This window comes from Vibrio sp. RC586, from assembly GCF_000176715.1.
Classification (GTDB): Bacteria; Pseudomonadota; Gammaproteobacteria; order Enterobacterales; family Vibrionaceae; genus Vibrio.
This window is the reverse complement of the sequence record NZ_ADBD01000013.1, coordinates 387,158-412,256: the sequence shown is the minus strand read 5'-3', so window position 1 is coordinate 412,256 and position 25,099 is coordinate 387,158. Positions and strand designations below refer to the sequence as shown.

The window sequence follows — 25,099 nt, the reverse complement described above, 5'->3', positions numbered from 1 at the left end:
ATTAGCCTTGGTGTTCCAGTGCTTTGGTCAATGGGTTGTCGAGCATGTCATCCATGTCCGGCAGCATTCTTGATGCGCTGGCATCGGTGCTGTGGCGAAATTTGGCTAAGTTCAGCCCGATCCGTAAAATTTTCGGCTTAAACAGATCAAATTGTTCAAACCTTGGTTGGTACTCACGATGGGCTGCCATGTAAGCTTGCAGCCGCTCCCCGAGCAGGCGGTAAAACTGTGGTTCGGAGAGGCCCAATTTGGCCACCAAGGGTGAAATAAAACGTAACGTGGTAACAAAATGTCCGGTTTGTAAATCATGAATAATCAGGTGCTCGGGCAAGCGAACGGTGACTTTTTTCACGCTGTCAGCCAGTGATGCTTGTTCTGGATAGTCGCTGCTGACTAAGCGCATATCGCCTTGGAAATCCTTGAGCAGAATGCGCTTCGGGGCGTGGTCTTCCAGCACTAAAGTGACATTCTGCCCATGCGCAATCAGCGAGACACCGTATTTACACAGCAGGTGGTAATAGGGGATGACCACCGCATCAAACAGTTTGCTGAGCCAAGCTTCGAGGGTTAACCCAGAGGCTTGGACGTATTCCGCAATCAGTGGTTGACCTTGATTGTCACTTTCCATCAGTGCCGCCATTAAGATGGCGCGTTCACCGGCTTTTAATTTGGAAGCCGCCGATTCACGCCAAATCACACCGAGCAGTTCGTGGTAGCGGTATGGAGCATTAGGCAGCAGAGCGTAGTCCGCTTGGGCGGCGAAGGCGGCTGCGGGTTCTTGCAACACTTCGGCCTGTTTCGCGATCAGTAGGGGATCAGATTTAAAGACCTGATCTATCCAGTCAGAAGCCGTAGGGCCGGCCAAAATGTAGCGCCCCGGAATCCCTCGGTAGCAGGAGGTGTTCATTACCGTGAGCGGCAATTTGATGTCGTAACTCGCAGGACGAGTTACATTGCTTAAGGTACGCAGTGACAGTTGAGGCAAGAAGTGATCGCCAAACTCACCTAAATACACCAACTGCTTAGTCGCGATTTCACGCACAAACAGCAGAGCCAGTTTATTGCTCCACTGCCAAGGGTGAACCGGAATATAACGATAATCGTGGAGTTCAAGCTGATAGGAAGCCAACAAACTGTCCATCTGCTTGATTTCATCGGGCGTGATGGCGCTTTGCAGCAAGGCTTGCCATGTGACTTCATCGTTGGTGGCGAGCTGCAAAATCGAGTGATGAACCGCGACCCAACCCAGTTGGAAAGCGCGTTCCGCTTCTGGTGCATACCGCTTTAAATCATCACTGCCCCAACCGCGGCGGCCTTTGTTGAACACAAATTTCGGATGCCCATCAAAGTAGGTTTGCTGTTGCTCACACGGCAGCATGGCCAGATCTCGCGCCGTCATGGCTTGCTTGCGCAGCATCAGCTTGCAATCACCGAGTAAGGTGGCATTGAGATCTTCGAGATGTTCGGCGAAGGCGTCATCCGGCATTGTGAGCAGAGGTTGTAGATCGCGCATCAATAGCGCCGCAGAAATCGGCTGCTCCGCCTCGATTTCTGCATGGCGGGTAATGGAAGTCGGGTCAATCATGACCTGCCCCCAAATATTTTCTTCGCCAGCAAAGCAATAACGTGTGCCATTTTCTAAGTTGAGCTGGTAACCCTGTGCGGTTGGCTCAAATTGAAACGCTTGCTCATAAGCGAATTCACTGAGGATTTTGCCCACCATCTTCTGATTGGCGACTGCCCAGTAACGATGTAGCGCTAACTGTTCCATTACCACCGCTCCGCAAAAAACTGTTCACGGGTCAGCATCAGCAGTGCCGAACGTTTATGGGGGAAATTGAACTCAAAACACTTGCGGTAACCCAGTGGCAAGATGCGATTAAATAAGCGTTCATTATCAGAACGAGGCTCAAGCACAACGCGGTTGGTGCGAACATCGTCAATAAACAAGTAGTGGCTGATGGCATGCATCCAAGCGTTGAAAAATTTAGGGCCTCGGAAGGCTTGCTCGCCGACGAGCAAATGGATACCACGGTCATAATTCTCTACCGCGTAGTACGGACTGAGTCGATCTTCGGCAACCCAATAGGCTTCCACATAACCAAATGGTTCACCGTTAAATTCGCCAATCAGCGGAATGATGTGTGGATCAGCGAGGCGCTGTTCAAGAAATTCGGCGAGTTTTTCTTCACTCCATGCTTGTTCCCAAAAATGCGCCACGCGAGGGTCGTTCATCCAACGTGTGAAGCGTTGCAGATCTTTATCCAGCTCAATCACTCGGAAACTGACGTTCAGCTCGGCATCAACATTATACCTTTGGTACACCTGGCCTTGCGGCATAGGCGGACGTAAAGGGTGATGGCGGAATTGGTTGTTGGACTGAATAAGCTGCAGTGGGAAACTGCTTGACGGTTTGTGTTGGTGCCAAGCGAGAGGCAATTGGTAAAAAACGCAGCGAGATACCTTTTGGTCAATCAAAGGTAAGAGTTGCTCAACCCAGGTTTGAATCTCAGGATCACGAGCCACCACTTTCAGTGCATCAATCTGTTTATCTTGGCTAAACAGCAGATCCATTTTGCGTATTAGCTGTGGTGCGATGTCAGAGCATATTAGATCGCTAGCCTGTAGGGTTAACTCAATAATCGGCTGTGGATCGGTGCTAAAAATAAAGGTATTGAACTTAGACATGAGCAATTTCCTCAATACGAGCCAGAGGGTTAGGTAAATCGAAATAGATCACAGCCGGATCGGGAATGGAGTTTTCATTAAAGTTTTGTAAGTAACAGAAAAAGTTACCTTTACAGCACAGCACCTCACTGGTCAGTACATAGCGCAGGCAGAGATCATCCTTCACCCCGCTTTGCAGCAGCGCGTTGAGGTTGTGGTACAGAATCTCGATGAGCTCACTCTCTTCCACATCCAAATTGGCGCAAATGGCCGAGATCAGACTGAAGGTGGAGTTGATGATGAGGTAGTAAGCGAAGTAGCGGCGTACTTTGTCTTGGTTCCAGTAGTTTTCGAGCGCTTCTTTTTGATCGCCAAGTTGTTCGCCAAACAGCTTAAATGCCAAATCGGTATAGCCAGTGCCTTGGCAGTCGCGATAGTACATACCCACTGGGAAGCCTTGCTCTAACTGCATGACGATATTTTGCTGGTGGGCTAAAAACACAATCCCCAAATTAGCCTGCAAATGGAACAAAGGCACAACAGCATGGCGGCAATAAGCATCAAACCACAGGTTGGCGGCTTGGCTCGCCGAAAGACGCTGTTGAGTGGCGTAATGCTGAATGCGCGCCGCCACAAGACTAGTGCCACCATATGGATTTTGTTGGGTAAGCGTTGCCAATACCACGGCTTCTTCTGCCGGATTATCCATCAATGGATTGTCTCGAAATGCCACAAGACTCTCGTCAATGATTTTGCCATTCAGATCTTTCAGTCCGATATAGGCAGGTTCTTGCATCAACTGGAAACCTTGTCCGTTACCGAGCTGTTGTGCCAGTTTTGGGTGCTGGAACAGATCATTGAGTCTTGTTCCGCGAATCACTTCTTTCAGTGACAGGTTACGGATGGAATTGGTGAGTTTGACACTGAGCGAAAACTTGAGCATGTAAGGCAAACCCGGCGCGTAAAGTGAGCGCGTGGACGATGTTGGATACCAAGTTGCACCGAGTTGGCCTAGATTCTGGATTTGCTTGGTGGCGAGGTAGCCTTTAATGGATGGGTTCTCTGTCATGACATACCATTGCCATGGATGTACGGGAAGCAGCCCATGACCCTGTTGCTGAGCACTCTGCAAAGCGTCAACTAATGCAGGCTCATGTGCGATAAGTGCTGCAAATCGCTGGTTGAAATGAATGTCGGCAGAGCTACCGCTAGTGAGAAGTGATTGTTCGACGCTAAGCCAGAAGAGTTTGAATTGACCACCGAGTTCGGGTGAGTAGAGCTTGGCATCGCTCAAACTAAATTGTTCACGGCTTTTGGGGGCAGGGTGGAAAGAGTGGCCGATCAATAACCCCTGTTCTGCGGTTTTAAAATCCAGTTGTTCGGTAAATAACTGCTCTTGATAGGGAGAGTGTTCGATGGCCTGTTCAGTGTTGCGATGACTTTCTAGAACTCGTTTAGTGAAAATGGCTTTTTGCGCTTCGCTGACGATGCCGACGAGTGCAGGCTCGTTAACTATGTGTTCAATGAGTTGCTCGACACTCAGCGTTTTAATGCTGTCTTGCGTATGCAAAAGAGCAGGTAGGCTATATTCATGGCTCCCCAGGGAAGAAAAATAACTGAGAGGGATAGTAATGGAGTCTGAGTTTGCCAGAGGGAGTCGATAAACACGTTTGCCATCTTCACCACAAAGTAGTTGGACTGATTGACTCTCACGGGCTAATGAATTGAGGAAACACGCGATAGATGGTTCATTTGTGTTGGCCCAATCGTTTGATTTTTCGAGGTTAATCCGTTCGTTATTGCGATGCATTCCGTCTCTCGCCGTTTATTGATTAAAATGTTGTGTAATGCTAATCATTATCATTTGAGCGATCAATATGTTTTTGCAAATTTGTGCAAAAAATTTGATAAAAAAGTAATTGAACAATGAAATCAGTTCGTTAGAAGTGTATTGAGAAGGCAGGCGATGAGGAAATAGCAGAGAAGGCTAACGGCGTAGCCTTCTAGAAGATCGCATACGGTTAACGTCTCATTAGATACAGGAAGTAACCCCCACCAATGAGTGAAGCGAGCAGACCAGCCGGGAATTGCCAAGGGAACCAGAGATTACGTCCAACCCAATCCGCCAGCACCATCACGATTGCGCCGAGCAAAGCGGCGGTAAGCATTTGTGCACGCGGTTGGTATTGGTGTAGCGAACGTGCCATATGGGGTGCTAGTAAGCCGATAAAACTTAAAGGGCCAATCACTATGGTGCAGAGTGTGGTGAGTGCAGCAACAAGCAGCAGCAAGACCAAGCGAACTTGAGTGGCGTTCATGCCGAGGCTTTGGGCGGCCACTTCGCCCAATTCGATAATCGCAACCCATCGTTCGAGCAACAGTGCCACACTAGCGACTAGCCCAACGCCTATCGCCAGTAAATAGATATCGGCAGTGGCAACCAAATAGGTGGAGCCCGAAAGCCAAGTGAGCAGCGCCGTGGCGTTGTCATGTCCTGAGCTCATCACAACACGCAGCAGGGCATCCAGCCCCGCGCTCAAGGCTATCCCCGTTAATAAGGTTTGGCTTGGTGCAAAATTGTGTTTGCGTCCGATAAACCAAATCAAAGAAGTGACGGTCAGCGCGCCTAATGTCCCTAACAGCATCTGTTCATTACGTTCAATCGCGATACCGAATGTACTGCCGAGCACAATGGCCAGTGCAGCTCCGGAGCTAAGCCCGAGTACTTCAGGGCTTGCCATAGGATTATTGGATAGGCGTTGAATGAGGGTGCCCGCGAATGCCAGTCCGATTCCCGCAAGGAGTGCGGTGAGCACACGGGGAGCACGAAGCACCAACAATGTTGGATTAAGAGTTAGGTTCCAGCCAGCTTGCCCTTGCCCGAACACTAACGCGCACAGGGTTACTACGCTAAGTAGGCCAAGCATAATGAAGAAAACTCGTGCGGTACTGACTTTTCGATAATGCTCAACCGGCTCTTCGCGAGCCCGAAGTTCGGAAAGCAGTTTAGTGCGTTGCAGTAGCCACAACAGGAAAGGTGCACCCAGTAAGGCCGTCATCGCGCCAGTGGGCAGCAGTTCTCCCCCCACGCCAGAGAAAGGTTGAATGGCTAAATCGACAACCAACAGCATCAGTGCGCCAATCACGCCACTACTCAGCAATTGGGCGGCGAGTTGCCGGATGCCGAGCAATCGTGCGATGGCTGGAGCGACGATTCCAATAAAACCGATCAAGCCCACTTCACTGACCACGGCCGCGGTAATGAATATCGCCAACCCAAGACAGAGTAGTTTGATCTGCTTGATGTTGACACCTAAAGACGAAGCCACGCCATCCCCAAATTGCAGCGCGGACAGTGGGCGTTGCAGCATCAGTAATAGTAGTGTTGGTAGAGTGATTAAAGGCAGTAGAACTTGCGTGCTATTCCAACCATTTTGGTTTAGCGCGCCCGCTCCCCAAACAAAAATACTGGCGAGCTTTTGCTCGTGCAGCATCAGCAGCATGGTATTGAGTGAGCCCAAGAAGAGGCTAACTACCATGCCCGCTAAGATCATGTGCAGTGGAGCAAAACCACGGCTGGCACTGAGCAAAAACACCAGCCCAGTTGCGAAGCAGCCACCTAAAAAGGCAGGGATAAAGTTAGGGATCGCCAACCCCGTTGGAAGCAGCAAACTCAACACCATGCCGAGTTCAGCCCCCGTGGCCACACCCAGCGTGGTTGGTGATGCTATCGGGTTACGCAGTACAAACTGCATGACACAACCTGCTACTGCGAGGGCAAAGCCACATAGCAGCGCAACACAAAGCCGTGGCAGATAAGTCAGGTAGGTGATCACATGCTGATAATTGCTCTGGTCAAAGTGCCACACGGTATCCCAAATGAGGCTAATACCTTGCGAATAAGGTGCTGTCGTCTGCAGCAAAACGGCAATCATACAGAAACCCCCAACTAAGAGCAGAGTGCTTGTCGGGAGTTTCATTTTGTTGGGATGGGGAAGGCTCACAGTATTCATCATTGTGTGGCTAACAGCTCGGTGATGTGGTCACTAAAACGTTGCGCAGCAATAAGGCCACCGAAAGTCCAGATGGGGGGAAGTTCATAAACCGCCTTTTCGCGCCTAAACGCCATGACCTGCCAGAGCGGAGAGCTTTGCAGCACTTGGCGATCTTGTGGTTTGAGTGGGCCAAACAGCATCACATTACTCTGCTGATGTTCGGCGAGCTTTTCTAAGCCCGTGGTGGTAAATCCCCATACATTGCTTTGCTCATGCCAGCTATTGCGGAGTCCCATAGCGGTGATCGTTGCGTCCGCTAGTGAGCCTTGACCATGAATACGCAAGGTTTTGTCGTTAATAAAACGTACGAATAGAAGGCTTTTGATTGTTGGGGCTTGTGCGCGAATTTTCTCGCCATTGGTTGTCAGTTTGGCTTGGGTTTGCGTAATCACTTGTTCTGCTTGCTGCTCTTTACCGAACAATTGGCCTAAAGAACGAGTGATGGACTCGGCTGCCTTAAGCGGCTGTTTTTGTTCATTGTAGAGAGTTAAAACCACCACAGGCGCGATTTTATTGAGGGACTCATAAGCGGCCGCCATCTGCTGACTCATCAAAATGACATCGGGTTTGAGTTCACTCAGTAGTTCGATGTTGGGTTCACGTCTTGAACCGACATTAGTTACGGTGGGATTCAGTGCAGGCTCAACCACCCATTCTTGATAGCCTTTGGCATCCGCTACACCTTGTAGCTCCACACCTAAACTGAGCACGGTTTCGGCTAACGTCCAATCAAGCGCGACCACTTTCTTTGGTGGTGCTGCGAAGGATGCGCTGCCCATCTCATGTTGAATGTCTAAGGCGTATGCATGAACTGCCAACATGGAAACCAGCAGGGTGATAAACGTCTTCACAACAGAATCCTTTTCTACGTTGTTTAAGGGATATAGCTAATGGCTTGCCCTGTGCGTGGGTGAGGAAAGAGCGCCAGTTCCATACCATAGATTTGCATCAAAGTATCGCGATTCATTAACTGGTCTGGCGTACCATGCGCGATGACTCGGCCGGAATGCAGTGCAATTAAATGATCACTGAACTTGGCCGCCATGTTCACATCGTGGAGCACCATGATCACCGTGAGCGCTAAGCTTTGGTTCAGTTCGCGGATCAGGGCCAACAACTCATGTTGATGCGCCACATCAAGGGCTGAAGTGGGTTCATCAAGCAAGAGGGTTTTACTTTGCTGGGCGAGTAACATGGCAACCCAAGCACGCTGCCTTTCTCCGCCAGAGAGGGTGGCAACAAAACGATCTGAAAATTCACTCAAGCCCACTTTGGTAATCGCTTCATCCACAATGGCGAAATCTCGCGCATCGTAACGACCCAAAGCCCCTTTCCACGGGTAGCGGCCAAAACAAACCAACTCGCGCACCGTAACCCCAGCAGTCAGTGGTGGATGTTGGGGTAAATAAGCCACTTGGTGAGCAAACTCGATATTATTCAGGTTATGGACAGGCTGGTCACCATAGAAAACATGGCCTGAAGTGGGCTTATTTTGTCTGCTGAGCAGTTTAATGAGGGTAGATTTACCACAGCCGTTATGACCGAGTAGAGTCGTGACCTTGCCAGACTCGAATGTCAGATTAGTGGTTGAGAGAATAGGTTTCTCATCAATGCTAAATGTGGCGTCGACAAGTCGAAACATAATGTAATGGAAAGTTGATTTATTGGTTACGAGCAGGTTATGTTAGCACATCAAAATATAAATGATAATTGTTTTTATTGTCATCATTTGTGTTATTGGACCACCACATTGATGGCTTGATACGGCTCAACAACAGCGACTATCACTATGTTTCTTTTGAAAAAACAGTCTTCCCAATTGGGGGTGATTGGCTTGGCAGCAGCGTTAATGGGGATTGGCCAAAACGGGCTTTTGGTTTCACTGCCCTTTTTGGTCGAACAATCGGCGTTTGACCTTCCCACATGGTCTATTTTGATCGCACTCGGCAGTTTTTTGTTTTTGCCTTCTGCGCCATTTTGGGGGCGGGTTAGCGACAAACATGGCCCTAAACATGTGGTAATTCAGGCTCTCGCAGGTATGGCGGTGAGCTTTTCCTTGTTGGCTCTGTTTGCCATGGCCAGTCGAGATTCTGCTTCAATTTTTATGTTGTGTTTGATTGGGTTGGCTTTGGCACGAATTATCTATGGTTGTACTGTGTCTGGTATGGTGCCTGCTAGCCAGCACTGGGCGATATTGTTGTGTGGTGAGCAAAATCGGTTACAAGCCATCACGTCAGTCAGCATCGGGTTGAGTGTGGGACGTTTGATTGGCCCCGTTATTTCGCTGTTAGCGCTGAAAGTGTCACCATTCGCGCCCTTATTCATGATGGTGCTGCTACCGATGGTCGCTCTGGTCGGTACCTGCTTTCTGCCCACACCACAGCTTTCCTCTCCAGATAATCGTTCTCGCTCCTCGTTGCCTTGGTTGCCAAGTCGCCGTTTGTGGCGTTTTCTCGCCAGTGGATTACTGTTGTGTACGGCCATTTCATTACTGCAATACAGTTTTTCACCGCTGCTCAGCGCACTGACCGATTGGCCGACGAACCGCATTAGTGATGCGATTGGGCTGCTTCTCACCATCAGCGCAGCTTGTACTTTTGTGACTCAAGTGATGGTGATTAAGAAAAAGAAATTGTCAGCAGAGCAGATGTACCGCTTTGGGGCAGGGCTGTTGGTCGTGGGTTTGGCTTTATTTTTAATCACCCATGTCTGGGTGTTGGCCTTGGCGATGGTATTAACTGCGTGTGGTGCGGCGTTGCTTGTTCCTGCTTATACCACAGCGGCAACCACTCAGTATGCTGATGCACCGGGAGCGGTCGTGGGTTACATTTCCATGTCACACACAATCGGCTATGGTTTAGCGTCTTTGTTGGCCTTTAGTGCAACGCTTTCGCCACATTATCCGATTTACTTGTGTGTATTCTTCGCGTTGATAATTGTATGGACAGCCTTTGCGCCTGCACCATCCAAGCCAGTCCACGCTGAAAGTAGCTCTTAACTCTTTCGCTTAATTTTTATTGTCGGGATGTCTTGGGCAGTCCCGACAGAGTTTGCGACCTTGGCACTTATACACCAAGCAACAACTGGTTCGAACGTGAGAGAGAGTCTGAGTCTCAGGGCTGTAACTCAAGGATTGCGCTAACTTGGTTGGTAAACCACAGGCTTCTAACCATAGATGAGCTTGTGCCAATAACTCCTGCTCAGAAAGATGAGGGTAAAACGCCTGAAATCGGGTTAAACAACCCAACACACTGTCTGCAAAAAGATGATGGGTGAACCCCGGCCGGATGCGTGTCCAATCTTCCATCTCGAGACGAAAATATTCGAACAGCTCGACCAACTCTTTGCCAGCCTGAATAATTAGCTCGCGCTGGGCTCCTTCATGATATTTCAATGAGTTGAAATGAAAACCACTCACAAAGTTTGTTTGAACATTTTGTGCGATGGAAGATAACTGCGGTAAGCCACGGCAAGCATAAATTGCCACAAAAGCCACATAGATGGGCTGCCAGCACAGCAGTGTCCAAGTGCGCGTTAACCAGTAGGCAGCTCCCGCTTCTGGATGAGCTTCTTGCAGATTCCGATAGAGAGTTTGAATGCACTCCGAGCTGCAATGATCCCGCTGAATAATCGGCTCTTGTTGAGCAGAGAGTGATGAAAATTGACCATTGAGATAAGGTGTCACTTTGCTTGATTTTTCAAAGAGTTCTTCAAAGAAAATGAGTTCGTTCATGGTTCTGGAGTCTGAGGTAATGATAATGGCGACAGCTTAAAGAAAGATGAATTTTGTTGCAATTAATTCTCATTTGCTTATTTCTCTGTGCGCAATTTTTGCAAGCAATTAAAGACATGCTGTGCGTCTTATCGGTTTTTTCTCTGCCCCCTATTTACAAAGTCAACAGGTGGTGCAAGGATCCGCGTGCTCGGGGAGAGGGAAGTCCAAGATAGATATCACCATCCTTCCGTATTGCCTAATCTATTCAACCGTTTATCCGCATTTTCAGTTACTAGTGTTTACGTGTGTCGTTAACGCGAACCACTGAGAAAGCAGGGAGATCATCCATGAAACGCATCCCCGCATTGGACAGTATCCGAGGATTATTGTTGGTGCTGATCACCTTCAACCATCTTATCTGGTACAGCGGTGGTACTACCATACTGCAAGTGATTACCCATGAGCCTATAGGTGTGTTTGGTGCCGCTGAAGGTTTTATTTTCATGTCTGGGCTTTTAGCTGGCATGGTCTATAGCCGGCGTGAGTACACTGACCGCCAAGCTGCCGGAAAGGTGTGGCATCGCGCTTTAACGATTTACAAATACCATATGGCCGCACTCTTTATCGCCATGCTCTGGTTTTTATTGGGCAGCCACTATTTTGCCGAGCAAGTGACCGTGTTTGGTGGCAGCTTTAGCAATCTGCCTAACATGCCATTCATGACCATGCTGATGAGTTTCTTGCTACTCAATAAACCCGCTTATTTGGAAATTTTACCGCTGTATATTATGTATATGCTGGTATTTCCTCTGGCTCTGTATGGGTTTCGTCGTGGCTATCTCAAATGGGTACTCGCGCTGAGTGTGGTGGTATGGGCAAGCAGTGGTTGGATTCAATCCTCAATGCTAACCCCCATGTTTAAGTCGCTTTCGGCGGAATACATTCCTGAGCTGGGTTACTTTGATCCGTTTGCTTGGCAACTGCTGTTTTTCTTTGGTGGCGCGCTAGGCTACAGCAAGCGTCAAGGTGATTTGGTTTGGTATCATCCTAAATTAACGTGGCTGTGTGCTGTCATCGCTTTGCTTATCTTTATGGCTTACCGAGATCTTTTAACACCACTTGGTATTACCAAGAAGATGGTGTATGCGGCATCGAGTAAGCCAGAGCTTGGATGCTTGCGTGTATTGAGCTTGAGCGTATGGATTTACTTAATTTCTGTTGTGATCCGCTTTTTCCCGACCGCATTAGTGTATGAGCCGTTGAGTTATCTAGGCCGTCACTCGCTACAAGTTTTTACTTGGCAAACCGTACTGATTTTTATCACTGCACCTTGGCTTCTGACAACCCGTGAAACTATTTGGCACACGCCGATCATTTTGCTTTTGTGTACCACACTATGGATTGCAGCTTGGTTACAAGAGTGGCGCAAAGATAAGGTACTCAATCTTTCGTCCGCAGTGGTCGCAGGGCTTTCGCTGCTCTTGGTCGCAACCACTACTTTTGCCGCTATCCCTCAGCCACCCAAAAGTGACGTGATTGCGGTGAGTGATGAGGTGGTGATAGAGACATTATCGGATAGCGATATTCCGAATAATGAAATGATTAATGAACCAAACAGCGCCGAAGAAACACCCGTAAACTAGCGATGACTCATTGATATCACGCTAGCATTGGCGACCATGTAAACTGCCTCGAAAACACATCAGCCTGCATTATGCAGGCTGATGTGTTTTCAATCTTTCACCAATAGAGTATGAGGTAATCGTGCCTTCAACATCGTTATTTTAGCGTTTAACACTTTTACCTCATCCCAAATTCAAGCTAGCTGAAGTAAAGCCAGATCCCGACTCCAGCCATGAGTGTTCCGGCAATCCGATTCAGTAATCGAACATGATGCGCGTGACCTAATAAACGTTTTAATCCTTTCCCACCCGTTGCGTACAAGCTCATGCTGATAAATTCTGAAAGTAAAATAATGGCGACCAATAAGGTCAGTTGTGGCGCTAAGCTTAAAGATTGATCGATAAAAGGCGGAAGCAGCGAAATCATAAAAGCCCAACCTTTTGGGTTAGCAATTGCAGTGACAAAGCCTTGTACTAATAGACCCCAATCACTGCCTTGATAAGTGGTTTCCTGTTCAAGATTGATCGCTAGCTTGCCGCGTGATCGCCACATCTGAAAGCCGAGATAGACCAGATAACTAGCCCCTGCGATTTTAAAAAGAGTAAAGATATTAGGATAGCGCAGCATAACGGCTGCAATGCCTACTACCGCTGAGATGGCAACCAAAGCGACCCCCAATAATTCTCCGACCATCATCCATAAGGTTCTTCTATAGCCGACACTCATCCCAAGGGTGAGTGCTAGCGTCATATTCATGCCTGGCGTAATCGAAACAAAAAAGAAAGTAGGAATAAATAATCCCAGTAGTGCGGTATTCATCAAGTTATCTCCCTGAATAAGATTGTGTTATATCCATTAACAACATCTTCACAATATAGGTTGGAAATTAAATGCGCAATCTTCGATTTTGTATTCAATGATGCTGCATATTTTGTGAGTAGTAAGCAGGCACACACATTAAGGTGTTTGTCGGCAATCAAAGGGACGATATACAATCACGCCCCTAAGTTGGGAGGGAGAGTCTTATGAAGAGAAAGCTATGCTTAGGTGGTGTACTCGTGTCTTCGATTTTTTCTGGGGTGGTGTGTGCTGATAACGCAAAAAATTGGGAAACCTTTAGCGATATTGGCACTTATGGCCTCGTTGGTTTAGCGCTTGCAATGCCCGCATACCAGAGTGATTGGCAAGGGTTTACTCAGGCGGGGCTGAGTATTGCAACGGCCTCGGGAGTAGGCTTGTTGACCAAATCTTTAGTGGATGAGGAGCGCCCCGATGGCAGTGACAATGACAGTTTCCCGTCTAACCATACTGCGAACGCTTTCGCTGCAGCAACGACATTGAATATTCGCTACGGTTGGGAAGTGGGGCTGCCAGCCTACGGTATTGCTGCATTATCTGGGTTGGGTAGAGTTGAAGGCAATAAACATTACTGGCGCGATGTATTAGCGGGTGCCGCGTTGGGAACGGTGTCGGCGTGGATATTCACCGAGCCGTTTGATGATTCGGTGCAAGTATTACCTTGGATTGAGGGTGACCAAGCAGGTATTAGCGTCACGATGCGTTGGTGAGTCTAATTCAATAATTCGATTCATCCTTACACACGCTGAGAGTGAGAAGGTTCCTTCGTGTATTAATAAAAATCGGTCTTATAGAATTTATAAGACCGATGGTTTATGACCAAAAGTATTTTGGTATCTCTATTTAGCCCCCGCTACCTGAGCCTTTAGTAAGGAAGTTCACCAGCGATGGAAAGCTCTTCGAATACATCCATAATTAGGCGAGTTAGATGTGGTTCTGTCCAATTGCAAGGACGAGGAACACAGTCTAAGAAATAATTGCTGACTAGCTGTTCTGCCATAATGCGGGCGAAGGATTGATAATCGCCACTGTCAATACGATCCATTTCAGCATCGGAGACACCAAACGTTGTACCACGCTGACCAACGATACCGAACGAAGCTTCAAATCCGTTCAGTTTGGCGACATTTGAGAAGCCATTTTCATTGAGATTTACCTGTAAAAAGTCGTCATAATCAGATTGAGTTCGCAATACTTGAGATGCGATTTGTAAATCGTGACCGTAAGTCGCTTTATAATTCATTAACTTGTTTTTAAAGGTTTCACTGGAAAAAACGTAAGCCATATTCGTGATCAGTTCTAGATGACGCTTTGCACTCTCCGCGTTCCAGTCTTTCTCTTTTGGATTGAAAATTGTGCGTTCAATGAAGTCAATATCCCAATTGGCACTAATGGTTTCCAATTTCGTCAGTAGAGGATGTTGTGTTGAGGTCGTAAAGCGTGAAGTGAAAATATGTTGAGTGCCTTTCTCCCCATAGGTTCCCCAGTGACCTTTCATTGTCGATAGCATGCCCGAGTAGTCGTAAACGCCACTTCCATTTACGGTGTTGAAGCGTTTTTCTGCATTGAAATAGGTCAATGGTAATGTGATGCGCGTGTAGGCTGGTAGGAAATCGACTGAACCTAAACGAGCCCAGTTGTACTGGTCTTTTGCTGTGATGTCGATAGCAAGATTCACCACATCTACGCTGGTGTAGTTGGTAATTTCAACAGTGTTACCATCGACTAAACGAGTATGAATCAGCGAGCGGGTATTGGCTTTGAGTGTATCAATACCTTCGGTTAGCCCTTCTTGCAAAACCTGTTGCACTCTTGCTGTAGTGGGTAATGTGGAAAACTCCAAGCGTGTTTCTGTAACCGATACATTGGGTGTAAAGGTGACCGCGTTAATCGTGTGCACATTGGAGGTGACAGAATCGGTGAGTGCGATAAAACCTTGCTCGGTTAACAAGAAGTCTTTTGCAAAGACCTCTTGTCCATCAACTAAGTAAATTCCTTTGGCTGCTTCGTTGAAGGAGTAGCCATTAGCAATAAACTGATTGACATCATATGTGGCTACTCGGCTGCCTTGTTTCGTAATGAGTGTATTACCTTCTAGGTCGACAGCACTAAATCCTACTTGTCCTACCATCACTGGGTTTTTCGTTACGCCGTGTTCCATATTCGCGATATTAAACACAGAGTAAGAAGTATCCGTGAAAGCAATAAGGGTGTTGCCAACATTTTCAATGGAGTGAGCTTGAGTCTCGGTTAGCATGGTAAAAGGTGTTAAAACTTTAGTCTCATACTTTTTAGCCACTACATTTTGATAGACAGCGATCCCTTGCTTTCCAGTAACAAAAATAAACTCATCACTGACTTTAATTTTTGCATTGCCATTATGTTTGATTCCTAAGGAATACTGGTATTCCTTCGTTTCGAGATCAAAGATGTCAATTCTGTTATGAGCTGAGACTGCAGAAACGAAAAGTTTTGTGCCATGAACAGAAATATCATCAATTTGTTGGTAAGGACGCCCTTTGCTTATGGCAGTAATCATGTCTTTTACTTGATTGCCACCATCATAAAAACCAATGACTGGATTGGCGATATCTCCATATTCTGAACGTGGTGAATGCGCAGTGATTATTTGGTTATTATATTTTTCAATAGAAACAAAGTTCGCGTATTGTGCATGAACTCCATAGTGGTGAGGGTTTGTACGTTCTGCTTCATAATTAGGGATGTCTCCCATGGAACCATCAAAACATGATTCTAATTCACGGACTAAACCGAAGTCACGATTGATATATTCATTCGGAATGTTCTCTGCCATTGGATAATATTCCAATAAACAACCATTACCATAGTCATAGTTTCCGAATTTTTTATTAACAAAAGTGATGCCGCCCGAATACCAAGATAGTTCCCAATCTTCACCTAGAAAACTAAAAAGGTTACGCATTGCACTCTCGTCACTCCAGTGTCTAAATGGAGCGGATACCGTATTGTTTATAGTGACAGGATAGATGATGCCATTGATAGATAGATACTTATCATTACTAAAAATAGGGCGGCGTGACAAATCAAAATTTGCTTCTTCAGCGGTCAGTAACACTTTTTCGTCAACTGCCATCTTATTGAGTTCGGCAATTCTTTCTTCGATAAGTCGTGCTGTTTGATTCATTATATCAATATATTCAGCTTTGCTTTCTGTGGCTTGAACCAAGCCAGAACTTATCAATGATAGTGCTAGTATCGATAATTTTTTAGAATTGTTAATTATTTTCACAATAACTTTTCCTTATTTATGCAAAAGAAGATGAGTAAATAAAAACCTTGGGTTTTTATATGTTTTAAGTTAGCTAACTACGTTAACGTCATTTCTAAACATTAATAATGTTAGACGAATGGCTGACATTATTGGTTTTTAATATTTTTGAATTGTGATTTTTGTTCATTAAATAAAGGATACTAATGAGTTGATATTAATTGCTGATTTGAATCTCGCTTTACTAATTATTTAATCGTATTGTATGTGTAGGCTTATTCTTACTTTTTTGTTTTTCTTGTTATTATTTAATTTATTCCTCTTATTTTATGCTGGTATTTAATGGCTTGTTTGATAATTAATGTGGTGTCCCCTTTCTACTTGAAGCAGCAGCGGTGTTGGCTACGTTCGTTCACCCCAATCACATAGTCTGTCTATGCTCATGGAGATTCACTTACTTGCCGCCTACCTGCAACTCCAAGTCGTTTGGGTATAGATCTAAAAATTAGAGTAGTTAAATGCAGTGTGAAAAAGGTGGGGCATTGATATCCACCGAGCCATTGCGGCTCAGTGGTTTACAGCCAAATAAGAATAGAGCGATGTGAATGTGGCTAGCCGTTACTGCCCAAATGAGAGGGCGTTTCCAAAGCTTGAATCGCCTCTCTCACTGGCTCTGGCAGCAGCGCTTTCTCACCTGTTTTAAAGTTAAACATCACGACCGTAGCACTGCCTACCGTAGTCACTTTACCGAGTTTTTGGCTCACGACTTGGTATTCCATGCTAAACCGATCTGCTTGTACCGAGGTAATGCGTGAGCCAATCAGTAGAGTATCAGGAAAGGTAACTGGGATTTTATAACGCGCTTGCGTTTCCGATAACACAGGGCCAATTTGGGTGCGTTGTAACTCTTCCATCAACTTAAGATGAGCGAAGTAATCAATTCGCGCGGTTTCAAAGTAGCGAAAGTAAACCACATTATTGACGTGTTGCAGCGCATCCATTTCTCCCCAGGCTACTGCAATTTTCGTGACCACAGGGAAATCTTTTAAAAGCGATTCCATGCTTTTTACTCGTGTTGGGATTAGAACAAATATTCTAACGATAAATGGCTATTTTAAGCTTGAGCTTGTTAGCAAAACGTTAAATTTATCTACTCTCGATAGTTTCGCTACGGTATTACTCATTAATTTGCGCGGAGAGCGATGTATTTTCTGAGGAAAAGTAGCGTTCACAGAAAGTGGTGAATTCGGTTTTGATGATGGGGCGTGAGAAATAATAACCCTGAAATTCATCGACCCCCAGTTGTTTGAGCTGTTCTAACTGCGCTCGTTGTTCTACTCCTTCCGCAACAACCTGCATCCCTAGTTGGTGGGAGAGGTTGACAATCGTAGCAATAAAGATCGCCTGTTGAGGGTTTTGATTCATGTTGTCGACAAAGGATTTATCGATTTTTAACTTGCTGAATTTGAGGTGATTAAGTTGATAAAGAGAGGACCACCCTGTTCCAAAATCATCTAAGGCAAAGCGAACTTTCATTTTTTCTAGCCGATTGATGATAGCCAAACTGTGAGCAAAATCTTTAATCGTCATGGTTTCAGTGAGTTCTAAAATGATCGCGTTGAGAAAATTTTCTTGATTGTCAAAGATGTCTGCCATCAGTGTCGGTAGAGATTCATCAAATAATGAGTTTGATAAGTTGATAGAGACATCTAATCGATGGTTAAAGTCTTTCCACTCCGTTTTCAAAGCAAGATACACTTGGGACATGATCCACACGCCAAGTTTTTTCCCAAGGCCATACTCTTCAGCCATTTCAACCAAATATTGTGGGTTGATATAACCTAATTCTTGGTGTTGCCAACGCAGTAACGCTTCACATCCCAATCGATTGTTCGAGCGAGATAAGATGGGTTGATAACACAAATACAAACTGGTCTGGTGTGGTTCGAGAAGCAGTTTTTGTAACTGCTCAGCTAGGATCCGCTTTTTATTGTAGGCATTTTCAATCTGTCGAGTGTAATAAACGACTTGTCCATCAGGCGTTTTTTTCGCAATGTTTAAAGCAAGGTCCGCATTATTTAATAAGCTACTCGCTCGCAGCGCCGAGTTAGTTTGATGGAAATCCTGAGTCTGGCAAGTGACAACGCCCATCGCGATACTCAAGCGTTTGGTTTTGTCATACTCTTTGACCAATTTGCTGAGGTCATTCCACAAATTGCGAATAAAAAATTCAGCATTTCCATTACACGGATGGAGTAGTACAGCAAACTCATCGGCACCGATTCTGGCACATTGATAGCCAAAAGAGTGGCAACGTTGAGTTAAAAGGGCAGCAATTTTGATCAGCAATTGATCACCAAACGCATAACCCATTGTATTGTTCAACTCCTTGAAACGATTGATATCCAAAAGAATCATCGCGACAGGATCTTGTCGGTTTAACCGACTCGATTGTAATGTTTTCACGATGAAGTTGCGGTTTTTTAAGTGGGTAAGAGGGTCGTGCCACGCTAGAAACTGTTGGTAATCGGCTGAGCGGTAGGTTAGGTAAGAAAGCAGGATCAAAATCAACAAAATGGTGGCAAAGAAGTAGAGTAATTGTTGTTTGTTTTGCGCCAACATCTGGAGGTTAGAATTCGCTCCCTCACCTGTGAAATTGATAATAGTGAGATCCCGAATTTGGTCACTGTAAGGTTCTAATACCTGCCGAAACTCTTTAAGTTGAACTTTATCGCTGTGATTTATCGCTGGCTCGTAATGTTTCAACTGAGTAAAGGTATTTTGGATGATTTGCTCAGCATTGTGTTGCTGCCTAAGCTCCTCGGTTTCCTTGCTTGTCAGGAATACATCAAAACGGTTCCACAGGATGTCGTAGTTTACTCTCATCGCTTGGTAGTTTTCAGGGCTACTATTGAGTAAATATGAATCGACACGGTGAACAAAATCGAGAGTTTCTACTTCAAGTTGTGCGAGTGCCCATGCTGAGATCTGAGTGTATTTAGTCAGCATATTGTAGGTGTTTGTAAAACTGACCATCGCCCACAGAGAAAGCAGGATGATAGCGAAGACTAAGGTGAAAAAAGCCAGCAGAGATCTTTTCATAATGCTATGGGTTAAGCACTTCTATACTGCTGATCTGCCAAACCATGCGACTGTGTAACACTTCATTGTTCAATTCACCACTACTCGAGAGAGGATAAATTGACCAAATTGGGCCACGATCGCGAATAAGCATGGGCAGGCCATTTTTCTGAATAGCGAATACCGGATTGTACTTTTCAATATCAGAAAAAGGGATGACTGCCCAATATTTGTTCAGTGCTATCACTTTTAAGTCGGCTTGCTTAGCGCCTACCCAAGCTAAAAGTGTTTGAGCAGATACGCCTTTGAATTCTATTTTTCCTTCGGTCCAAGGTGTTTCGGTTGTGATGGATAAATCGCTGCGAGCAAGCAATTGTTGATAGGTGGCGGAAATCTGCTGGCCTTGGTAGGTGATAGTTAGAATGGGTTCTTCAGCCAATAATTTACCGCTCACTAATGTCAGAAGAGTTAACCATACCGTGATCAGAATTCTCATGGCTATGTCCTCAATGTTGAGTGCTTTCTATAGGTATAGGTAGACCCAGTGCTGTACGCAAGGTACATCATTCGGCTTAGCACTCAACTTTGGTATGACGATCGTCTTGGTGAGCTTGGATGGTTGTTTTTGTCACAAAAAATTAACTTTTCAACCTATTGCTGATTTTCTAAAACATAACCATATTGTCATTACCGTGTCATAAACATAAAGGTGAGGAGATCGATATGGAACACGTTGAAATGGTGCAACCTAGTGCGCTAGGTGTTGTGGGTCGTACATTGGTGTTTTCCTTGCTGGCATTGGGCTTCACTTTCATGCTTTTGTAATGACACCGAATGAGGTCAAAGCCGAGCCAATGCTCGGCTTTTTTGTCATCTTATTTTTTGAAAGCGTCATACAAGCGTAGGTTCAAATCACGAACAGAGTATGAGTCTCTAGAGAAATCGTTCTGTACTGGCTGTAGTTTAATAAAACCTAGTGAAAAAGTCAGGTATTTGCTAACGTGCAGACAAACGATTCATCACGAGTATAGTTATGTCGGTGTGGAATTCTGTTCATCTCAGTCAGCGGTTTGCCGCTTTGCCTAAAGGGTTTTATACCCTTATACGCCCTCTGCCTTTACAAAATGTACGCTGGGGGATGTGGAATGCAGCTTTAGCGCAGGAATTTGGCTTACCGGAAATGCCCAATGATGAGTTATTGGCATCGCTTTCAGGGCAGCGGTTATCTGCCAATTTTGCCCCTTTGGCGATGAAATATGCAGGTCATCAGTTTGGTGTTTATAACCCCGATCTCGGTGATGGGCGCGGGTTACTGTTGGCTGAAATGGCAACGAAGCGGGGCGAAGTGTTTGATATTCATCTCAAAGGTGCAGGTTTAACACCGTATTCGCGCATGGGTGATGGCCGAGCGGTGTTACGTTCATCAATTCGTGAATATTTGTGTAGTGAAGCGATGGCTGGATTGGGAATCGCGACCACACGTGCTTTAGCGCTGATGAGTAGTGACACCCCGGTTTATCGCGAACGTGAAGAGCGCGGTGCGTTATTGGTGCGTTTAGCGCAAACCCATGTCCGCTTCGGTCATTTTGAACACTTTTATTACACTGATCAGCTTGCTGAACTGAAATTGTTGGTCGATAAAATCATTGAATGGCATTTCCCTGATTGTAATCAGAGCGTAAAACCTTATGCAAATTGGTTTCAGCAAGTCGTGGAACGCACGGCGCTGATGATTGCGCAATGGCAGGTTTATGGCTTTAACCACGGAGTGATGAATACCGACAACATGTCGATCTTGGGGCAGACGTTTGATTACGGGCCATTTGCATTTTTGGATGATTACGATCCTCATTTTATCTGTAACCACTCCGACTATCAGGGGCGTTATGCGTTTGATCAACAGCCTAGAATTGGGCTATGGAATTTGTCGGCGTTAGCCCATGCGCTTTCCCCAATCATTGAAAAAATGGATCTGGAAATCGCGCTAGAGAGCTATTCTGACCACCTGAATCTGCATTTCAGCCGTTTGATGCGCGCAAAGCTGGGTTTAACCACTCAGCAAGAAGGGGATGGAGAACTGTTTGCCGATTTCTTCGCGCTGCTTGCCAACAATCACACCGATTACACTCGCTTTCTGCGTGAACTTTCTTGTCTTGATCGACTGGGTACAGAGGCTGTGATTGATCTGGTGGTCGATCGCCAAGCGGCGAAGGCTTGGTTAACTCGCTATCTTGAACGTGCCGCTCGCGAACTTGGCCAAGATAGTCAGCCAATCAGCCAAGTTGAACGTTGCCAAGCGATGCGTCAGGTGAACCCGAAATACATTTTGCGCAATTACTTGGCGCAACAAGCCATTGAATTGGCGGAGCGAGGCGATTTCCAAGAGATGCAGCGTTTGGCCCAAGTGCTCGCTACCCCTTATGACGAACACCCTGAGTTTGAACATTATGCGAAGTTACCTCCGGAATGGGGTAAAAAGCTGGAAATCAGTTGTTCATCCTAACCACAACTCATGGGTGGAAACTCACACATAATTCAAATTTGATGGGTGGATTTCCACCCATTTTTTATAGCTTGAACAGCGAGCTTGCGAGATTGAACCTACAAAGTGAATTACAAGTTGCTGATTTTTAATAAATGTTAAAAGAGTGTAACTTTTGGCGCGCTTGTTGCTTTGGTAAAGGTACGCAGTCCAATGATGGGCTGAAAAATCCAACCAAGGAGAATAAGAATGTTCAAGCCGCTTACCCTAATTGCCGCTTCTGTCCTCGCTGTCACTAGCTTTAATGCTGCTGCTAACTGTGACCCTGGTGAAACCGTTATCAAGTTCAGTCATGTGACCAACACAGACAAACACCCGAAAGGGATTGCTGCTTCATTGCTCGAAAAACGAGTGAACGAAGAAATGAATGGCAAAGCTTGTATGCAAGTGTTTCCTAACTCAACGCTGTACGATGACGACAAAGTGTTAGAAGCGCTGCTGAATGGCGACGTGCAACTGGCGGCTCCTTCGCTGTCAAAATTCGAAAAATTCACCAAAAAGTACCGCATTTTTGACCTACCTTTCCTTTTTGATGATGTTGATGCCGTTGACCGTTTCCAAAACTCAGCAAAAGGTGAAGAGCTGAAAAATGCTATGACTCGCCGTGGCGTGAAAGGCTTGGAGTTCTGGCACAACGGGATGAAACAGATCTCTGCCAACAAACCCATTTTGGTTCCTGCGGATGCGAAAGGCTTGAAGTTCCGCGTGCAGGCTTCTGATGTATTGGTGGCTCAGTTTGAGCAAATTGGTGCCAATCCACAAAAAATGTCGTTTGCAGAAACCTACGGCGGTTTGCAGACCAAAGTTATTGATGGACAAGAAAATACTTGGTCAAACATCTATGGTCAGAAGTACTTTGAAGTACAAGACGGTGTGACCGAAACCAATCACGGTATCTTGGATTATCTGGTTGTGACATCAAGCAAATGGTGGGATGGCTTACCGGCAGATGTGCGTGATCAGTTTGCTCAAATCCTTAAGGAAGTAACGGTGGAACGCAACGCAGAATCCAACAAAGTCGAAGAGCTCAACAAGCAGTACATCATCGAAGCGGGTGGTGTGGTGCGTACTCTCACGCCTGAGCAGCGTCAGCAATGGGTCGATGCACTCAAGCCAGTATGGCAGAAGTTTGAGAAAGACATCGGTGCTGATCTGATTGATGCGGCGCTCACTTCTAACCAGAAGTAATCACACTTTGGCCCCATCACGGTGGGGCCTACTGTCTGTTCGTCACACTATTCGAGCGATGTATCACATGGAACAGTCATGGCTTTCTAGAGTCGGCCGATTTACCGACTTAATTGAAGAATTTCTGATCGCGTTTTTCATGGGCGCGATGACCCTACTCACCTTTGCTAACGTCGTCATGCGTTATCTGTTTAACGATAACATTCTCTGGGCGTTAGAAGGCACAGTCTTTATGTTTGCGTGGATGGTGCTTGTTGGTGCTTCCTTCGGCGTTAAGCGACATTTCCACATTGGGGTGGATGTGTTGATTAATATTGCCCCACAAGGGCTGCGCAAGATTTATGCATTAGTGGCGGTGGCTTGTTGCTTAGCATTTTCTATCATGTTGCTGGTGGGCTCCTGGCAATATTGGTATCCCTTTATCAGTGAACGTGCTTGGTATGAAACGGATGATATTCCTATGCCCGATGCGCTGCAGTTTCTGGCCGTTTGGTTCAATGAGGGGGAGCATTACGAAAAGCTACCGCGTTTTATTCCTTACGCGGCCTTGCCGATTGGTATGGCACTACTGACTTTCCGCTTTTTGCAGATCGCTTGGCAGATTCTGACAGGGAAACTGGACCGCATGATTGCAGGGCATGAAGCAGAAGAAGATTTGGAAGCACTGAAAGCAGAACTTTCAGAAGCGAGTGAGGCGATGATGCCGAATACTCAGGGCAAGGAGAAGTAAGCCATGACGGTTGCACTGTTATTTTTTCTGGTGATTGGTCTGATGATCATCGGTGTTCCTATCGCGATTTCGCTCGGCCTTTCCAGTATTTTATTTTTACTTTGGCACTCCGATACCTCTTTGGCGGCCGTTGCACAAACCTTGTTTAATGCTTTCGCAGGGCACTACACCTTACTGGCGATCCCGTTTTTCATTCTAGCTTCAAGTTTTATGTCAACCGGTGGCGTAGCAAAACGGATCATTCGCTTTGCGATTGCAATGGTGGGTTGGTTCCGTGGTGGTTTGGCGATTGCCTCTGTAGTGGCTTGTATGATGTTTGCCGCACTGTCAGGTTCATCACCTGCGACTGTGGTTGCCATCGGCAGTATTGTTATCGCCGGTATGGTGAAAAATGGCTACAGCAAAGAGTTTGCTGCGGGGGTGATCTGTAACGCAGGAACCTTGGGCATTTTGATCCCGCCTTCGATTGTGATGGTGGTGTACTCAGCAGCAACCAACGTTTCCGTTGGACGTATGTTCCTTGGCGGAGTGATCCCCGGTTTACTGGCAGGATTAATGCTGATCATCGCGATTTATATTACCGCGCGGATTAAAAACCTACCTAAGCAACCGTTTGTTGGTTGGAAAGAAGCATTGAAAGCCGCAAAAGAAGCGAGTTGGGGCTTATTATTGGTGGTGATTATTCTCGGTGGTATCTACGGTGGGATTTTTACTCCAACTGAAGCGGCGGCAGTGGCAGCAGTGTATTCCTTTTTTATCGCCAATTTTATTTATCGCGATATGGGGCCATTTGCCGATAAGACCAACACCAAGCCTGCGCTAGTGAAAGTGTTCGAAACCTTGATCCACAAAGATACCAAAGCCACCTTGTATGATGCGGGTAAACTCACCATCATGCTGATGTTCATTATCGCCAACGCGTTAATCCTCAAGCATGTGTTGACCGAAGAACGCATCCCACAGATGATTGCAGAATCCATGTTGTCTGCGGGTATGGGGCCAATCACCTTTTTGATTGTGGTGAACTTGCTACTATTGATCGGTGGTCAGTTTATGGAACCATCGGGTCTATTAGTGATTGTTGCGCCATTGGTGTTCCCGATTGCAATCGCACTAGGCATTGATCCGATCCACTTGGGGATCATGATGGTAGTGAACATGGAGATCGGCATGATCACGCCTCCCGTTGGTTTGAACCTGTTTGTTACGGCGGGGGTAGCGAAAATGTCGATGATGAATGTCGTCAAAGCCGCACTGCCTTGGGTAGGAGTGATGTTCCTGTTCTTAATCATCGTGACTTATGTACCTTGGGTATCAACTTGGCTACCAACCCTCTTGATGGGGCCGGAAATCATTACCCGTTAAGACTCTTTTATCTACGTCATTTTCC

The 25,099-nt window shown here is 46.1% G+C and carries 19 protein-coding genes; 7 read left to right on the top strand and 12 right to left on the bottom strand.

Annotation, left to right across the window (positions count from 1 at the left end):
* Nucleotide 1 precedes the first annotated feature (1 nt).
* From VOA_RS03725 to VOA_RS03750, 6 genes are all read right to left on the bottom strand, one after another.
* A complete protein-coding gene (locus tag VOA_RS03725) occupies nt 2-1,771 on the bottom strand; it encodes an IucA/IucC family protein (RefSeq protein ID WP_000436133.1) in 1,770 nt (589 codons plus the stop codon).
* Nucleotides 1,771-2,688 carry a GNAT family N-acetyltransferase gene (locus tag VOA_RS03730; RefSeq protein ID WP_000033136.1) on the bottom strand — a complete coding sequence of 306 codons (918 nt, stop codon included), beginning with the start codon at nt 2,686-2,688 and terminating at the stop codon, nt 1,771-1,773. The genes VOA_RS03725 and VOA_RS03730 overlap by 1 nt, the downstream gene beginning before the upstream one ends.
* Nucleotides 2,681-4,477 carry an IucA/IucC family protein gene (locus VOA_RS03735; protein WP_000554940.1) on the bottom strand — a complete coding sequence of 599 codons (1,797 nt, stop codon included), beginning with the start codon at nt 4,475-4,477 and terminating at the stop codon, nt 2,681-2,683. Before VOA_RS03735 ends, VOA_RS03730 begins: the two co-directional genes overlap by 8 nt.
* Before the next feature lie 211 nt (nt 4,478-4,688).
* Nucleotides 4,689-6,647, bottom strand: a complete 1,959-nt coding sequence (gene fhuB, locus VOA_RS03740) for a Fe(3+)-hydroxamate ABC transporter permease FhuB (protein ID WP_000775490.1) — start codon at nt 6,645-6,647, stop codon at nt 4,689-4,691.
* 32 nt (nt 6,648-6,679) lie between these two features.
* A complete protein-coding gene (locus tag VOA_RS03745; RefSeq protein WP_000846729.1) occupies nt 6,680-7,573 on the bottom strand; it encodes an iron-siderophore ABC transporter substrate-binding protein in 894 nt (297 codons plus the stop codon).
* A gap of 23 nt (nt 7,574-7,596) precedes the next feature.
* Nucleotides 7,597-8,364: an ABC transporter ATP-binding protein gene (locus tag VOA_RS03750; protein WP_000489423.1), complete on the bottom strand. Its 768-nt coding sequence runs from the start codon at nt 8,362-8,364 to the stop codon at nt 7,597-7,599.
* A gap of 147 nt (nt 8,365-8,511) precedes the next feature.
* Here VOA_RS03750 and VOA_RS03755 point away from each other — a divergent pair, with 147 nt between their 5' ends.
* Complete coding sequence (locus tag VOA_RS03755) at nt 8,512-9,720, top strand: MFS transporter (protein WP_000479296.1); 1,209 nt, start codon at nt 8,512-8,514, stop codon at nt 9,718-9,720.
* 9 nt (nt 9,721-9,729) lie between these two features.
* Here VOA_RS03755 and VOA_RS03760 read toward each other — a convergent pair whose 3' ends face one another.
* Nucleotides 9,730-10,455, bottom strand: coding sequence for a siderophore ferric iron reductase (locus VOA_RS03760; protein WP_001003910.1), 726 nt, complete (start codon nt 10,453-10,455; stop codon nt 9,730-9,732).
* 329 nt (nt 10,456-10,784) lie between these two features.
* Between VOA_RS03760 and VOA_RS03765 the strand changes: the two genes are divergently transcribed.
* A complete protein-coding gene (locus VOA_RS03765) occupies nt 10,785-12,080 on the top strand; it encodes an OpgC domain-containing protein (RefSeq protein WP_000822419.1) in 1,296 nt (431 codons plus the stop codon).
* 178 nt (nt 12,081-12,258) lie between these two features.
* Here VOA_RS03765 and VOA_RS03770 read toward each other — a convergent pair whose 3' ends face one another.
* Nucleotides 12,259-12,879 carry a LysE family translocator gene (locus VOA_RS03770; protein ID WP_001090418.1) on the bottom strand — a complete coding sequence of 207 codons (621 nt, stop codon included), beginning with the start codon at nt 12,877-12,879 and terminating at the stop codon, nt 12,259-12,261.
* Nucleotides 12,880-13,085: 206 nt separating this feature from the next.
* Here VOA_RS03770 and VOA_RS03775 point away from each other — a divergent pair, with 206 nt between their 5' ends.
* The gene (locus tag VOA_RS03775) at nt 13,086-13,628 is read left to right on the top strand and encodes a phosphatase PAP2 family protein (protein ID WP_000823566.1); all 543 of its coding nucleotides are present in this window, start codon (nt 13,086-13,088) and stop codon (nt 13,626-13,628) included.
* A 155-nt stretch (nt 13,629-13,783) separates the two neighbouring features.
* Here VOA_RS03775 and VOA_RS03780 read toward each other — a convergent pair whose 3' ends face one another.
* From VOA_RS03780 to VOA_RS03790, 4 genes are all read right to left on the bottom strand, one after another.
* Nucleotides 13,784-16,189 carry a hypothetical protein gene (locus VOA_RS03780; RefSeq protein ID WP_009356127.1) on the bottom strand — a complete coding sequence of 802 codons (2,406 nt, stop codon included), beginning with the start codon at nt 16,187-16,189 and terminating at the stop codon, nt 13,784-13,786.
* A 590-nt stretch (nt 16,190-16,779) separates the two neighbouring features.
* A complete protein-coding gene (locus VOA_RS03785) occupies nt 16,780-17,229 on the bottom strand; it encodes an acyl-CoA thioesterase (protein ID WP_000444697.1) in 450 nt (149 codons plus the stop codon).
* A gap of 115 nt (nt 17,230-17,344) precedes the next feature.
* Complete coding sequence (locus VOA_RS0118615; RefSeq protein ID WP_032468406.1) at nt 17,345-19,177, bottom strand: putative bifunctional diguanylate cyclase/phosphodiesterase; 1,833 nt, start codon at nt 19,175-19,177, stop codon at nt 17,345-17,347.
* Nucleotides 19,178-19,274: 97 nt separating this feature from the next.
* Nucleotides 19,275-19,745, bottom strand: a complete 471-nt coding sequence (locus tag VOA_RS03790) for a hypothetical protein (RefSeq protein ID WP_001221408.1) — start codon at nt 19,743-19,745, stop codon at nt 19,275-19,277.
* 537 nt (nt 19,746-20,282) lie between these two features.
* On the opposite strand from VOA_RS03790, the gene VOA_RS03800 reads away from it, so the two are divergent.
* From VOA_RS03800 to VOA_RS03815, 4 genes are all read left to right on the top strand, one after another.
* Nucleotides 20,283-21,752, top strand: coding sequence for a protein adenylyltransferase SelO (locus tag VOA_RS03800; RefSeq protein ID WP_009356124.1), 1,470 nt, complete (start codon nt 20,283-20,285; stop codon nt 21,750-21,752).
* A 228-nt stretch (nt 21,753-21,980) separates the two neighbouring features.
* On the top strand, nt 21,981-22,979 hold the full coding sequence (dctP, locus tag VOA_RS03805; RefSeq protein WP_000476118.1) for a TRAP transporter solute-binding subunit DctP: 999 nt from the start codon (nt 21,981-21,983) through the stop codon (nt 22,977-22,979).
* A 67-nt stretch (nt 22,980-23,046) separates the two neighbouring features.
* Nucleotides 23,047-23,709 (top strand): TRAP transporter small permease, encoded by a 663-nt coding sequence (locus VOA_RS03810; RefSeq protein WP_009356122.1) that lies wholly within the window; start codon nt 23,047-23,049, stop codon nt 23,707-23,709.
* 3 nt (nt 23,710-23,712) lie between these two features.
* On the top strand, nt 23,713-25,074 hold the full coding sequence (locus VOA_RS03815) for a TRAP transporter large permease (protein ID WP_000214974.1): 1,362 nt from the start codon (nt 23,713-23,715) through the stop codon (nt 25,072-25,074).
* Nucleotides 25,075-25,099: the final 25 nt, after the last annotated feature.